At 72.1% G+C, this 14,446-nt stretch carries 10 protein-coding genes; 4 read left to right on the top strand and 6 right to left on the bottom strand.

Annotated features, from left to right (window positions below):
• Positions 1 to 35: 35 nt before the first annotated feature.
• Positions 36 to 821 carry an MIP/aquaporin family protein gene (locus tag OG933_RS35915; RefSeq protein ID WP_405631035.1) on the top strand — a complete coding sequence of 262 codons (786 nt, stop codon included), beginning with the start codon at positions 36 to 38 and terminating at the stop codon, positions 819 to 821.
• 69 nt (positions 822 to 890) lie between these two features.
• Positions 891 to 2,411, top strand: a complete 1,521-nt coding sequence (gene glpK / locus OG933_RS35910; RefSeq protein ID WP_405631032.1) for a glycerol kinase GlpK — start codon at positions 891 to 893, stop codon at positions 2,409 to 2,411.
• A 79-nt stretch (positions 2,412 to 2,490) separates the two neighbouring features.
• Here glpK and OG933_RS35905 read toward each other — a convergent pair whose 3' ends face one another.
• From OG933_RS35905 to OG933_RS35885, 5 genes are read right to left on the bottom strand one after another with little or no spacing between them, the layout of a single operon-like run.
• Positions 2,491 to 3,096, bottom strand: a complete 606-nt coding sequence (locus OG933_RS35905) for an ATP/GTP-binding protein (protein ID WP_362529753.1) — start codon at positions 3,094 to 3,096, stop codon at positions 2,491 to 2,493.
• A 3-nt stretch (positions 3,097 to 3,099) separates the two neighbouring features.
• Entirely contained in the window at positions 3,100 to 3,234 is a 135-nt protein-coding gene (locus OG933_RS35900; RefSeq protein ID WP_362529747.1) for a hypothetical protein, read from the bottom strand.
• A 24-nt stretch (positions 3,235 to 3,258) separates the two neighbouring features.
• Entirely contained in the window at positions 3,259 to 3,654 is a 396-nt protein-coding gene (locus OG933_RS35895; RefSeq protein WP_054239587.1) for a DUF742 domain-containing protein, read from the bottom strand.
• A gap of 9 nt (positions 3,655 to 3,663) precedes the next feature.
• Positions 3,664 to 4,101 carry a roadblock/LC7 domain-containing protein gene (locus tag OG933_RS35890; RefSeq protein ID WP_365120294.1) on the bottom strand — a complete coding sequence of 146 codons (438 nt, stop codon included), beginning with the start codon at positions 4,099 to 4,101 and terminating at the stop codon, positions 3,664 to 3,666.
• Entirely contained in the window at positions 4,098 to 6,962 is a 2,865-nt protein-coding gene (locus tag OG933_RS35885; RefSeq protein WP_405631028.1) for a nitrate- and nitrite sensing domain-containing protein, read from the bottom strand. Before OG933_RS35885 ends, OG933_RS35890 begins: the two co-directional genes overlap by 4 nt.
• A 421-nt stretch (positions 6,963 to 7,383) precedes the next feature.
• Between OG933_RS35885 and OG933_RS35880 the strand changes: the two genes are divergently transcribed.
• Entirely contained in the window at positions 7,384 to 8,034 is a 651-nt protein-coding gene (locus OG933_RS35880; RefSeq protein ID WP_405631026.1) for a hypothetical protein, read from the top strand.
• Positions 8,035 to 8,211: 177 nt separating this feature from the next.
• A complete protein-coding gene (locus tag OG933_RS35875; protein ID WP_405631024.1) occupies positions 8,212 to 9,738 on the top strand; it encodes an APC family permease in 1,527 nt (508 codons plus the stop codon).
• Here OG933_RS35875 and OG933_RS35870 read toward each other — a convergent pair whose 3' ends face one another.
• Positions 9,739 to 14,370 (bottom strand): hypothetical protein, encoded by a 4,632-nt coding sequence (locus OG933_RS35870; protein ID WP_405631022.1) that lies wholly within the window; start codon positions 14,368 to 14,370, stop codon positions 9,739 to 9,741. It lies immediately after the preceding gene.
• Positions 14,371 to 14,446: the final 76 nt, after the last annotated feature.

The following is a 14,446-nucleotide window of genomic DNA, read 5'->3' as shown; positions in this document are numbered from 1 at the left end:
GGGCGATCCGCCCCGGGCCGGGCCCAGGAGCCGCCATGAGCAACGCAGACATATTCGTCGGCGAGGTCATCGGTACCGCGATCCTCATCCTGTTCGGCGCGGGAGTGTGCGCCGCCGTCACCCTCAGGCACTCCAAGGCTCGGGGCTCGGGGTGGATCGTGATCGCCTTCGGCTGGGGGTTCGGCGTGCTGGCGGGCGCCTACACCGCCGCGCCGCTGTCGGGCGGGCATCTCAATCCGGCCGTGACCCTCGGCATCGCCGTCGACACGGGCGAGTGGGGCAAGGTGTGGGTGTATCTGCTGGGGCAGATGGCCGGTGCGATGCTCGGCGCCGTCCTCGCGTACCTGGTGTACCTCGCGCAGTTCCAGGCGAACGTGCGGAGCGGAGGCACCGCTGAGGGCGTCGACGAGGGCACGGGCGAAGGCATCGACGAGGGCACGGGCGAGGAGCCGACGCCGACCCTGGGCATCTTCTCCACCATCCCCGAGATCCGGAATCCGGTCGCCAACCTGATCACCGAGATCATCGCGACGATCGCCCTCGTCCTGCCGGTCCTCGCCTTCGGGCTGACCGAGGGCCTGGGCGAATCCGGGATCACGGTGCTGATCGTCTCCCTGCTCGTCGTCGGCATCGGTCTCTCCCTCGGCGGGCCCACCGGCTATGCCATCAACCCGGCACGTGACCTCGGGCCCCGCATCGTGCACACCTTCCTGCACATCCCGAACAAGGGCACCTCGGACTGGGGTTACGCCTGGATCCCGGTCGTCGGCCCGCTGGTCGGCGGAGCGCTCGCGGGTCTCCTGTACAACGCGGCCTTCTGAAGCGCCGTCCGACCGCCGCCGCAGTCGCAGTCATCCACGCAGCCTTCCGAACCGGCCCAAGGGGTAGCCATGACGGACAACGCCGAGAAGTACGTCGCCGCAATCGACCAGGGCACCACCTCCAGCCGCTGCATCGTCTTCGACCGGAACGGCGCGATCGTCGCCGTCGACCAGCGCGAGCACCGTCAGATCTTTCCCAAGCCCGGCTGGGTGGAGCACGACGCGACCGAGATCTGGTCCAAGGTGCAGGCCGTGGTCGCCGGGGCGATCGCCAAGGCCGGGCTGCGCGCCGACCAGATCAGCGCCCTCGGGATCACCAACCAGCGCGAGACGACCGTGCTGTGGGACCGCGCCACCGGCAAGCCGGTGCACAACGCGATCGTGTGGCAGGACACCCGCACCGCGGGACTGTGCGGCCGGCTGGGGGGATCCGACGGGCAGGACCGTTTCCGCGAGCAGACCGGGCTGCCGTTGGCCAGCTATTTCTCGGGGCCCAAGGCTGCCTGGCTGCTGGACCACGTGCCGGGCCTCAGGGCACGCGCCGAACGCGGTGAGATCGCCTTCGGCACGATCGACTCCTGGCTGATCTGGAACCTCACCGGCGGCGTCGACGGCGGCCGGCACGTCACCGACGTCACCAACGCCGGGCGCACCATGCTGATGAACCTGGAGACCCTCCAGTGGGACGCCTCCATCCTGTCCGCGATGGACGTGCCCGAGGCCGTGCTGCCGGAGATCAGGTCCTCCGCCGAGGTGTACGGCACGGCCGTGGGCCAACTCGGCGGCGTGCCGGTCGCCTCGGCGCTGGGCGACCAGCAGGCGGCGGTGTTCGGCCAGGCCTGTTACGAGGTGGGCACGGCGAAGAACACGTACGGGACGGGCAGTTTCCTGCTGCTCAACACCGGCAGCCGGCCGGTGCCTTCGAAGAGCGGGCTGTTGACGACGATGGGCTACAAGATCGGCAGTGAGGCGCCGGTCTACTGCCTGGAGGGCTCGATCGCCATCACGGGTGCGCTCGTGCAGTGGTTCCGGGACCAGCTCGGCATCATCCGTACGGCGGACGAGATCGAGAGCCTGGCGGCGAGCGTCGACGACAACGGCGGCGCCTACATCGTCCCCGCCTTCTCGGGGCTGTTCGCGCCGTACTGGCGCTCCGACGCGCGTGGTGTCGTCACCGGCCTCACCCGCTACGTCACGAAGGGGCATCTCGCGCGTGCCGTGCTCGAGGCGACGAGCTGGCAGACGCGTGAGGTCGTGGACGCCATGTTCCAGGACTCCGGGGTACAGATCACGACCCTGAAGGTGGACGGGGGCATGACCAAGAACAACCTGCTCATGCAGCATCAGGCGGACGTGCTGGGCGTGCCCGTGATCCGGCCCCGGGTGTCCGAGACGACCTGTCTGGGCGCGGCCTACGCCGCGGGGCTCGCCGTCGGCGTGTGGAACGACCTCGACGAGCTCAAGGCGCACTGGCAGAAGGACGCCGAGTGGACTCCGGCGATGGACGCGTCGGTACGGGACCGCGAGTACCACAACTGGCGCAAGGCCGTGGAGAAGAGCTTCGGCTGGCTGGAGGACGGCGAAGGCTAGTACGCGCGCGTACCTCCCCGGGAGCCACGGCCCGTACCCCTGTCGGCGGGGGTACGGGCCGTGCCACCGCGCGGGCGTCTCAGGTGGTGATCGCCTGGCGGCGTTCGGCCCCGAAGTCCATCGCGTGCTGCACGACGCCGACCAGGACGTCCCGCACCGATCTCCGGTCGCGGGCGTCGCACAGCACCACGGGTATGCCGTCGTCGAGGTCCAGAGCGCCGCGGACGTCCTCCTCCGGGTAACGGGCGGATCCCTCGAAGCAGTTGACGGCGATGAGGAAGGGTATGGAGCGCCGTTCGAAGTAGTCGACCGCGGCGAAGCAGTCCTCGAGCCGGCGGGTGTCGGCGAGCACGACGGCACCGAGCGCGCCCTCGGAGAGCTCGTCCCACATGAACCAGAACCGCTCCTGACCGGGCGTCCCGAAGAGGTAGAGCACCAGGTCCTCGCGCAGGGTGATGCGCCCGAAGTCCATGGCGACGGTGGTGGTGTGTTTGGCCTCCACGCCGGTCGTGTCGTCGACCGGGCGGCCCGCCTCGGTGAGGTACTCCTCGGTACGCAGCGGCTTGATCTCGCTGACGGCACCGACGAGGGTGGTCTTGCCCACGCCGAAGCCGCCGGCCACCAGGATCTTGAGCGTGACGGGTTCGACCGGGGGCTTGCCACGCTCAGAACGCCCGAAGATCATCGATCACTTCTCCTGCTGGATGCTTGACTGGGGGTTCTCCGACAGCGGTCCGTGCGCCGGCAACCGGACGTCCGGGCGGCGGGCGACCCTGTGGACGAGGGCGCCGTCCGGGTCCACCGCGAACCACCGACCGGACACGTCCTCACCTCGCTTCCGCGCTGCTCACAGCGCCCGGAGGCCGTTGATCACGTCGCGCAGAATACTCTCGTCCGGCAGCTCGGCAGGAGGTACCGGCCGGTTCACGTGGACGAACTCCGCGTCCACGAGATCGCCGACGAGGACCCGCACCACCCCAATGGGCAGATTGAGTTCGGCGGCGAGTTCGGCGACCGACTGCGGTGCTTCGCGGCACAGGTCCACGATGTCCACGTGCTCCGGCGACAACGACGGGTCCGTGTCCGCTTCCTCGGCGTGCGGCTCGGCGACGACCAGCGCGATCAGGTCGAGACGGTGCTGGACCGCACTGGAGGTACGGCCGCGCGTCATGGCGTACGGGCGGACGACCGGTCCGGCCTCGTCGTCGAACCAGTGACTGCTTCCCTGACCGTCTGTGCTCATGCCATCCCACTACCCGCCCGAGGGCAGATCGGTGCGTGGGGTGGTGGCCAGATGTACGCCGACCCGCTTGACGAGGAGCGTCATCTCGTACGCCACGAGCCCCACGTCCGAGTCGGCGTCCGAGAGGACGGCGAGGCAGCTGCCGTCGCCCGCGGCCGTGACGAACAGGAAGGCGTCGTCGAGTTCGACGACGGTCTGGCGGACGCTGCCGGCCTCGAAGTGACGGCCGACGCCCTTGGCGAGGCTGTGGAACCCGGAGGCCACGGCGGCCAGATGCTCGCCGTCCTCCCGGGTCAGGTCCTTGGACACCCCCGTCGGCAGGCCGTCGCCGGAGAGGACGACGGCCTTGCGGATGCTGGCGACGCGGTCGACGAGTTCGTCGAGGAGCCAGTTCAGCTCGCCGTTGTTGGTGGTCGTGCTGTGGCCGGTCGTCTTCGGTGCGGTCATCGACCGTCCCCCTTTGTCGTTCGTTGTGGTGCCGCGCCGCTGTGGGCGTCGTCGCCCGCGGCGTTCTCTACGCGGCCGCGCTGCCAGCCGCGCTGGAGCGAGGCCATCCGGCTGCGTACCTCGTCGGCGTCCCGGTCCGCGGGGTCGGCTCGGTCCTCGGTGCGCGGGGCCGGACCCTGCCGCAGTTGCGGGGCCAGGTTCGCCTGCCGTACGCGCCGCGGCAGCGCACCCGCGCCGGACCCGCTGCCGTCCCTCCCGCCGGACGCGGTGTCGCCGGACCGGGCGGACGTGGTGTCCGCGCGGTCGGACGTGCCGCCGGGGACACCGGGCCGGGCCGTGGCCTGTCGCGTGCGCTGGGGAAGGGCGGGAGGCTGGGCCGGCTCCTGTGCGCCGCGGCCGGGACGTTCCTGCGGCGCGGGGCGCTCGGTGGTGCCACCGTTGCGGGGGATCTGCGCCGTCATGCCGCGGCGGCGCGAGGGCAGCGGTGCCGGGCCGTCGTTCTCCACCCGGCGGGGGCCGGGCCTGGCCGGGGGCTCGGGGTCCGTCTCCGCACGGCGGGGCCGCTGTTCCGGGACCGGGCGGCCGTGCGAGCTGACCAGCTTGGGCAGGCGGCGACCGGCCGGATCGTCGGCGAGGGGCCCTTGGGGTTCGCCGGGGCTGTCGGGCAGCCTGCGGTGCTGGTCGACGGTGTCCGCCGCCGGCTCGTCCTCGGCGCGGGTGAGGGAGCGCCGCGGGCGGAACAGGCCACCGCCGTCGTCGTCCTCGTCCAGGGTGGCCGGGAAGTCACCGAGGGCGTCCAGGCCGACGGGGGCCTCCAGTTCGACCGGACCGTCGAGCACCGAGGCCGGCACTCCGGGAAGCTGCATCGAGGCCGGGGAGAGGGCGGTCCTGCGGGGCTCCGCGGAGTCGGCCTCCTTCGGGGGCCGGGGCCGGTCGAGCCGGAAGCCGATGCCGTTGGTGTCGGGGACGTCGTCGGTCAGCAGGGCGTCGGGGATGAAGACGATGGCCGTCGTCCCCCCGTACGGCGACGGCTGCAGGGAGACACGGACGTTCTGCCGCTGGGCGAGCCGGCTGACCACGAACAGCCCGAGGCGGTCGGTGTCGGACAGCTCGAATTCCGGTGTCTCGGCGAGCCGGAGGTTGGCCTCCAGGAGAGCCTCGGGTGCCATGCCGAGGCCGCGGTCGTGGATCTCGAGGGTGAAGCCGTTGGCGACCCGGTCGCCGAACACCTGGACCGCGGTGTGCGGCGGGGAGAACACCGTGGCGTTCTCCAGGAGTTCGGCCACCAGGTGGGTGAGGTCGGCGACGGCCGGGCCGGTGACGGCTAGGCGCGGCAGCCGGCGGACCTCGATGCGTTCGTAGTCCTCGACCTCGGCGACCGCGGCGCGCACGATGTCCATGAGCTGCACGGGCCTGCGCCACTGCCGGGAAGGGGCGGCGCCCGAGAGGATCACCAGGCCCTCGGCGTGCCGGCGCATGCGGGTGGTGAGGTGGTCTAGGCGGAAGAGGTCGGCGAGTTCCTCGGTGTCCTCGGTGCGGCGCTCCATGGTGTCGAGCAGGGTCAGCTGCTTGTGCAGCAGGACCTGGCTGCGGCGGGCGAGGTTGACGAAGACCTCGGAGACCCCGGACCGCAGTTCGGCCTGTTTGACGGCGGCCTCGACCGCGGCGCGCTGGAGGGTGTTGAGGGCCCGGCCGACCTCGCCCATCTCGTTCTTGTCGTACTCCAGGCGCGGTACCTCGGTCTCCACGTCGACCTGTTCGCCCGCGGACAGGCGGCGCATCACACTGGGCAGCCGCACGCCGGACGCCTCGTGGGCCTCCAGCCGGAGCTGGCGCAGGTCGCGTATGAGGCCACGGCCGATACGTACGGACAGGACCAGGGAGACCAGCAGGGCAACCAGTCCGAAGACGCCGGCGACGACCGCCTTGACGATGACCTCGATCGCGACCGGGCGCACCCGGTCCTGGTAGCGGTCGTTGGCCTGCTCGTCCAGGGTGCCGAGTTCGAGGAGGACGTTTCCGGCCGCGGTGTCCCAGTTCTTGGCGCTGACGCCCCGGGGCATGCCGCCGGGCGTGGTGCCGACGACGGCCTGTTCGACGGTGCGCAGCGGGGCGGTGGTGGCGTTCTTCCAGAAGCTCTCGTAGCGCTCGCGCTCCGCGGTGGGCAGCTGGGCGAGGCCGACTTCGTAGACCACCTCCCGCTGGGCCTCGAGGTCGGAGACGTCGCGGATCTCCTCGCGGCTGAGCCGGCCCACGACCAGGGCGGAGCCGAGCAGGGCGTCCTCCTGGGAGAGCAGTTCACGGGCTCGGGCGACGCTGACGAGCGCTCGGTACTGCTTGTCCATCTCCACGCTGTCGACGACGTCCAGCTTGGCCAGCAGGGCGTAACAGGGGTCGATCAGCTGGGTGTAGAGGGCGAGGGCCTGCGCCCGGGTGACGGTGCCTTCCTCGACGCTTCGGCGCAGCGAGTCGACGCCGTCGAAGGCGTCGAGCACCGCGGTCAGGCCTTCCCCGTCGTCCTGGTCCAGGACGTCACGCACGTCGGGGTCCTGGGCGTTCCCGCGGATCTCGGCCAGTGCCTTGTCGGTGGCGGTCCGGGTGCGGCGCAGCGCGGACAGCGCGTCGGAGGCACGGGGGTCGGCGAGGTAGACGAGGGCCTGGCGGCGTTCCTGCTGAACGACGCGGACGGTGTCCTCGATCGGGTAGCCGACCTTCTCGACGAGGGACGACACCGTGAACAGGCGGCTCGCCTCGCGTCCCGTGAGTACCGTGGCGAAGCCCCAGACGGCGGTCAGGGACACCAGCGGCACGAGAAGCAGCGCCACGATCTTCCGGCGGATCGACTTCCCGCGAAAGCGCATGGCCTCCCCCAGCTCGAACCCCCTCCGGCAGGGGGTACGCATGTGCGTCAACAAACGGCGCGAGCCTACTACCGACGCACAGTGAACTCGAAGAGCTGTCCGGAAGCTGAACTTCCGCCCCGGGGGCGAGACATGGCGTGTTGTCCGGTAATTACGGGAGATTGTCTCCCCGAATCCGCTCCTGTGGACCCGGCCGGATCCGGTCGGCCGTGCACACGAGTTGGCCAGAATTTTTCGCAACTCGGGAATCTTCAGGGCACGTCGTTCGTCCTACTCATTGGGAATTGGGGGCGGAATCGGCCACACGAGCCGTTTGCCGCACCTGGGCGGCGTAAAACAGCGCAAGCCGGGCAGCCACTGGGGAGCCGGGTCTTCTGACCCGGAGGCGAGCGGTCTGCTGGCGGTGGGGAGTGACACAGTGATGGGCACGGCGGAGCGGCGTAAGGCGCCGGAGGAGAGCGCGACGGCGGGCAGTACGGCGTTGCGGGATCCCGAGGCATCCGACCGCGACATTCCGGCGAACGGGCACGTGACAGCGGAGCGGAGCGAGAGCGCGCCGGACCGGCGCGGGTCGACGGGCCGTGGCACCCCCGCGGGAGCCGGGGACACGGTGCAGAAGGTCCGGCGGACCGGCGGGGGCGACACCCGCGGTACGTCCGCCACGGCACAAGCGCGGGCGGTCTACCGCCCGTTGTGGGTGGAGGAGCCTGCGCGGCGGCGTCGGATGCCCGACCCGGTGCGTACGGCGGCGGTGCGCGCGGTGCTGGTCATCGCCGTGACGCTGATACAGGCGATGGTCGCCTTCCTGTGCACGCTGGCCGGATCCTGGCTGGCGTTCCCGATGGTGATCAGCAGCGTGGTCAGCACGGTGCTGGCCACCTGGGGCGCGCTGGACGTCTGGGTGACCCGGCAGGTGTGGAACCAGCGCAACGGCGTGGTGTCGACGCCGAGCAGCACCGCGCGTTCACTGCGACGTGAGCGACGCCGGCTGCGTCGGCAGGCTCGGGCCGCCGAGCGCACGCAGGAGCGGATACGCAGGCAGGGCGGCGCCGGACAGCTGTCCCACTCCTGAGGCGGTCGGCGCGGCACCGGCCAGGGGAACCAAGACGGGTTTCCCCGGTCGGGCCGCGTCCGTTCACACAGTGAGCGCAGATCTTCGAGACGTGTGAACGGACCCGGCCGACGATGATCTCGCGGGCTGATCGCCCTGGTGGTGTGCTGGACTCCTACGAGCACCAGGAGTTCGCCCATGACGACAGCCGAGCATCCACAAGGCCCTCAGCAGGACGACGCCGAGCTCGCCGAGTTCGGCTACCGACCCGAGCTCAAGCGGACCTTGGGCAACTTCCACACCTTCGCCGCGGGCATCAGCTACATCTCGATCCTGACCGGCACTTTCCAGCTCTTCTACTTCGGCTACGGCAGCGGTGGCCCCGCCTACTGGTGGTCCTGGCCGATGGTGTTCGTCGGCCAGTTCGCGGTCGCCCTGTGCTTCGCGGAGCTCGCCGCCCGCTATCCGGTCGCGGGGTCCGTCTACAACTGGTCGAAGAAGATCGGCAATCCGCATCTGGGCTGGCTGGCCGGCTGGATGATGTTGATTGCCTCGATCGTGTCAATCGCGGCCGTGGCGCTGGCCTACCAGTTGACGCTGCCGCAGATCTCCTCGACGTTCCAGTTCGTGGGTGACGGCACCGGCAAGTACGACGTGGCGACCAACGCGGTCGTCCTGGCCACCGTGTTGATCCTGTTCACCACGTTGGTCAACGCGTTCGGCGTCAAGCTGATGGCGACGATCAACACGGCCGGAGTGTTCATCGAGCTGATCGCCACCGTCGTACTGATCGTCCTGTTCGCCGTCCACATCACCCGCGGCCCGCAGGTGGTCATGGAGACCAACGGCACGGGAGCGGGCTACGGGGCCGGGTATCTCGGCGCGTTCCTGGTGGCCTCGCTGGCCTCGGCGTATGTCATGTACGGCTTCGACACGGCCGCGTCGCTCGGCGAGGAGTCCATCGACCCGTCCCGCAACGCGCCCCGGGCGATCATCCGGGCGATCGTCGCCTCCTTCGTCCTCGGCGGACTGATCCTGCTGCTCGCGCTGATGAGCGTCTCCAGCCTGAAGGGCGAGAAGTTGTCCACGGACGGGCTTCAGTACGTCGTGCTCGACGTGCTCGGTCCGACGGCCGGCAAGGCGATGCTGTGGTGTGTGCTGATCGCCGTCACGGTGTGCGCCCTGGCCGTGCACACGGCGGCGATCCGGCTGGCGTTCGCGATGGCCCGCGACAACAACCTGCCCGGGTCCGCGCGGCTGGCCAAGTGCCACCCGCGCTTCCGGACCCCGGTGCTGCCGACCGTGATCATCGGTGTGCTGGCGCTGGCGATCCTGGTGGTCAACATCCGCCAGCCGCAGATCTTCACGGTCGTCACCAGCATCGGCATCATCATGATCTACCTCGCCTACCTGGGCGTGACCGGCCCGATGCTGGTGGCACGGCTGCGCGGCAGGTGGCAGCCGGCGAGCGACGGGAAGTTCTCGCTCGGCCGCTGGGGGCTGCTCGTCAACCTCGTCGCGGTGGTGTGGGGCGCGGCGATGACGACCAACCTGATCTGGCCGCGTGCCTCGGTCTACAACGCGGCGGCGCCCTTCCACTGGTACCTCCAGTGGGGGGCCGTCCTGTTCGTCGCCGTGATCGCGGGCGGTGGCTTCGCCTACTACTGGTTCGTGCAGCGGCACCGGACCGGTGTCCTCGAGGACCACCGCCTGACGGAGAGCTGATCAACCGGTGTTCGGCGCGGGCCGTTTGTACATCCGGGTCGCCGTGATCTCGCTGCGCACCTGCACCGCATCGCCTTCTCCGGCCGGGGCCTGCTGCGGCAGCCCCGGCCGGAGGTGTTCCTCGACGCTGATGTACTTCAGGCCCGCCCGCAGGTCGGCGTCGTTGCGCAGCCGGATGACCAGCGGGAACTCCGCCAGCGCCGTCGTGTCGAACAGCCCTGTGGTGTAGAGGAGCTGCACGCCGAGGGCGTCCGAGACGGCGCGCTGGAGCTCCAGCAGATAGGTCGCGTTGGCGCGCCCGATGGGGTTGTCGAGGAACAGCGTGCCGGCGTACCGGTGTTTGTCCCGGCCCCGGTCGTTGCTCCTGAGCGCCGCCATCGTGCAGTACAGGGCGATGGCCGCGGTGAGCAGCTGTCCACCGGAGAACACGTCGCCCATCTGACCGACGGGGACCCGCTCGGCCCGCAGTACGGCGTCCGGCTTGAGGATCTCGACGGCGACGCCCTTGGGCTGCAGGGCCGCGCCGACCCCGCGCAGCAGCAGTGACATGCCGTCGCGCCGCAGATCGGAGTTCTTCTTCACGGCGGCCCGGGTCGCCTCGTCGATGACCTCGCCGAGCCGCTCGGTGAGGGTGCTCTGGTCGGGCTCCTCGAAGCGGATGCGCAGGAACTCCTGGCCGGACCACTCGCCGAGTCCCTCGGGCAGCCGGGAGAGCCGCTGGGCCGAGCGCAGGGTGGCGAGAGCGGACTCGACGAGCCCGCGCAGCCGGTCCACGATCGAGTCCCTGTTGCGCTCCAGCTGCTCCAGCTCGTCGGTCAGGACACGCAGCCGGGGCGCGAAGGCGTTCGCCCACTTCTGCGCGTGCTCGGGCAGCGCGGCGGCGGGCAGCTCACGGATCTGCTGGCGGGCCGGGGTGCGAACCTGCTCGTAGCGCGTGGAGTTGGCGTGCCGAACGAGGATGTCACTGGCCTCGCGGACGGCGGACTCGGCGGCGGACAGCTCGGCCGCGCAGCCGCGCAGCGAGCGGCGGGCCTCGGCGGCCGACTGACGGGCCTCCTCCGGGGTGCCGGGGTAGGGCTCCGCCTCCTCCTGCTCCTCCTCGGGGGTGTGTTCGCGCAGCAGGTCCCGGAGCATCGCGGCGATCTCGTCGAAGCCGCCGGCCGCGTCCTCGGCGGCGCGGTGGTCGGCCAGGAGTTCGGCGTGGGCCTCGCGGGACCGGCTCAACGCCTCGGTGCGGGAGGCGAGTTCGGTCGTCGCGGTGCGCAGCAGCGCCTGGGCGTGCTCGGCGTCGCGCGGCTGGAGCTCCTCGGGCAGCTCGGTGTGGGTCCCGCCGTCCTCGGGGGCGTGCCGCTCGGTCTCGCCGCGCAGCCGCCCGAGCTGCTCGCTCGCGGTGGACACTCGGGTCTCCAGGAGCTGCACCAGCTCATCCGCACGGGCGGCGGCGGCCTGCCGGGACGGCCCGTCGGAGCCGTCGGGCGACTGGAGCAACTGCTCCGCGCGCGTGCGGACCTTGTTGCTGAGCCGGTCCAGCTCGGTGCGGGCCCCGCTCTCGTCGCTCTCCGCGCGGGCCTGCTCGGCCCGCAGGTCCGCGCCGACGCCGACCTTCTCGTACAGCTGGGACGCCGCCCGGTAGGCCTCGCGGAGGGCGGGCAGGGACGCCTTGGACGCGTCCGTCCCGCCTTCCGGTACGTCGTCGGGGGCGCCGGCGATCTCGGCGCGTTCGGCGCGCAGCGCACGCGCGGTGCGGCGGGCGTCGTCGGCGGCGCGCTGGGCGCCGCGGCGGTCCTCGTCGGCGGCGCGGGCGCGCTCCAGGCAGGTCTGGGCGCGGGCCTCCGACTCGGCGGCCTCGTCGGCGAGTTCGCGCACCTTGACCTGCCAGCCGGCGCGTTCGCGCAGCCGGAAGGCGAGGCCGGCCAGGGCGTCGGCGGCTCGCCTGGCCTTCTGCGCGGCCTCCTGGCGCTCGTCGCGCACCTGGGCCGCCTCGGCGGCGATCTCGTCGGCCTCCGCGCGCGCGGTACGGGCCTCGGACAGCTCGGCCTCGGACTCCTCGGCGAACGCGCGCGCCTCCCCGGCGGACCGGGCCAGTTCGGTGAGCCGCCCGGCGGGACAGCCGGTACGCCAGGAGGACAGCCGGGCGGCCAGCTCCCGGTCCTTGCCGAGCCGCGCGGCGAGGCGGCGGATGTCGTCGTCCCGCTCGGTCGCCCGCGCGCGCAGCGCCTGCCGTTCCTCGTCGGCGGCGTGCTCGTCGTGCATGGCCGGGTTCGGCGGGACGAGGAAGACGTCTGCGCTCTGCGCGTCGGCCGCCGGGGTCGGCGCCAGCAGGGCGGCGGCCGTACCGACGGCCACGGCCGAACGGGGCAGCAGCGCGGCTTCACCGAGCGCCTCCCGCGCGCGTGCGTGCGAGGCGGGGTCGGTGATGATCACGCCGTCGACCAGTTCGGGCCGCGCGGCGAGCACGCGCGCGTGGTCGGCGGGGTCGACGGCCTGCGCGAGGTAGCGCCAGCCGGGCAGGGCGGGGATGCCGTGCTCGCCGAGGAACTCGACCGTGGCCAGCACGTCCGGGCCGGGCGGCAGCAGCCCTCCGTCACCGAGCGCGCCGAGGATGCGGGAGTCGTCGGCGGCCGCCGTCCGCAGCTCGAAGAGCTGCCGTTCGGCGGAGGAGACGGCGTCGTCGAGGAGATCGCGCAGTTCGTCGGCGCAGCGGTCCAGGTCCTCGGGGGTCAGCAGGGAGCCGTCGTCCGGCTCGCCGTTCTGCCGCGGCTGCGGGATCCGCGGGCGGGCGCCGCCGCCGGTCAGTCCGAGCAGCTCCGCGAGCCGCTCCTCGCCCGCCAGGGACTCGGCGAGCCGCAGCTCGGCCTCGTGGGAGCGGTGCGCGGCCGTCGCGGCGTCGGCGGCCCGGGCCGCGGTGAGCTCGGCGCGGGACTCAGCGGAGGCGGCCTCGCGCGCGTGCTCGGCGGCCCTGCGTGAGGCGTCACGCGCGGTGTCCCAGGCGGCGACGGCGGTCTTCTCGGCGTCGCTGGCGGCGAGGGCCGCGCGGGCGGGGTCGGCGTCGGGCGCGCTGTCGTCGAGCCAGCCCGCGCGTACGGCCTCGGCGGTCTCCTGCTCGACCTCGGCGAGGCGCTGGCGCAGGTGGCCGACCTCGCTGCGGGCGCGCTGGGCGTCGGTGGCGGCGGACGTCGAGTCCCGGTGTGCGGACTCGCCGACCTCCTGGAGTGCCGCCGAGCGCTCCTCCTCCTCGTTGGCGAGGGCCTCGGCGTTCTCGGCGGCCGCGTGCAGGGCCCGGACGAGGTCGACGGCGGCCCTGGCGCGGGCGGCGAGCGCGGGGGCCGCGTCGCGTTCGGCCTCCTGGATCGCGGCGGAGACGCGCGCGACGCGGTCGGCGGCGGCGCGGTGGCGCAGCACGGCCTCGGCGGCCTGCCAGGCGGAGTGCAGGGTGCGGGCGTCGGCGAGTTCGCGCTTCTGGGCGGCGGCGGACTTCTCGGCGCCGGCGAGCGCCAACGAGGCATGACGGTAGGCGAGTTCGGCGGCGATCAGCGCGCTGCGCTCTCGCGCGCTCTCGGAGTGCGTGACGGCGTAGGCGGCGGCCGTGACCCGCTGGGCGAGATCACCGGCCCGCGCCTTCTCCCGCAGGCCGCGCGAGGACAGCCGCCGGGCCAGCGCGCGGGTGCGGCGCTCGGCGCCGGCGTGGATGTCACGCGCGCGTGCCCGCGCCTCGGCGGCCTCGACGATCCGCCCGAGCAGGTCCACCGAACCGGCGGTGAAGTCCCGTTCGGCGATCAGCTCGGCGCGGCGGCCCAGCTTGTTGCCGAAGCCGCTGACCAGGTCGGCGAGCCCGTCGGTGTCCCGTGTGTCGGTCACCGCGCGCAGCAGCAGGTCGGTGAAGTCGGAGTCCTTCTTGACCGCGAAGAGGCCGGCGGCCTCACCCTCGTCGGCGTTCATCTCCCGCTGGTAGCGGAAGAGTTCGGGGTCCAGGCCCAGCTCGCCGAGGTGCTCGATCCACCGGTCGTGGATCTCCTCCCAGTGCACCTCCAGGTGCAGATACGCCTTCCCCGCCTCGGTGATGGCGTCCCGGAACCCCTTCATGGTGCGCCGCCGCCCCTGCGCGCCGGAGGCGCCCTCGACGGGCGGGCGGACGGCGGTGGACTCGGCGACGGGCAGATTGTCCAGGCTTAGCCCGGGCCCGGGGCGGAACGAGTACCAGGCCTCCGCGAACTTCCGCGGATCGTTGGACACCTGCCGCCCGCGCCACTCGCTCGCCTTGCCGACGACGACACACTCGCCGGTGAGCACGTGCTGCCACTCCAGCGCCACGTGCCCGCAGTCGTCGGCGAGGAGGAACTTGCGGAGCACGCCGGAGCTGGCGCCGCCGAGCGTGTTGCGGTGGCCCGGCAGCATCACCGAGAAGATCAGCTTAAGCAGGACGGACTTGCCGCCGCCGTTCTCCAGGAAGAGCACGCCCGCGGGCGCCGGCCGGCGCGGCGGGCCGACCGGCTCCTCCTCGAAGAACTCCGCCTGAGTGGGGGCGGGGTCGGGCACGATGTCGCCCACGCCCCGCAGGTCAAGCACGGTGTCGGCGTAGCGCGCACCGGCAGGCCCGATGGAGTAGAGGCGGACCCGGGACAGCTCGTACATGGCGGACTCTCGTAAGTCTTCGGCAGATCGGGGGGAGGCGCTTCGGAAGCTCAGGGGCCCGAAGGCCCATGAGCCC

The organism is Streptomyces sp. NBC_00016 (assembly GCF_045040885.1).
GTDB lineage: Bacteria > Actinomycetota > Actinomycetes > Streptomycetales > Streptomycetaceae > Streptomyces > Streptomyces coriariae.
Note: the sequence above shows the minus strand (reverse complement) of the source record. Positions and strands in the feature narration are given on the sequence as shown.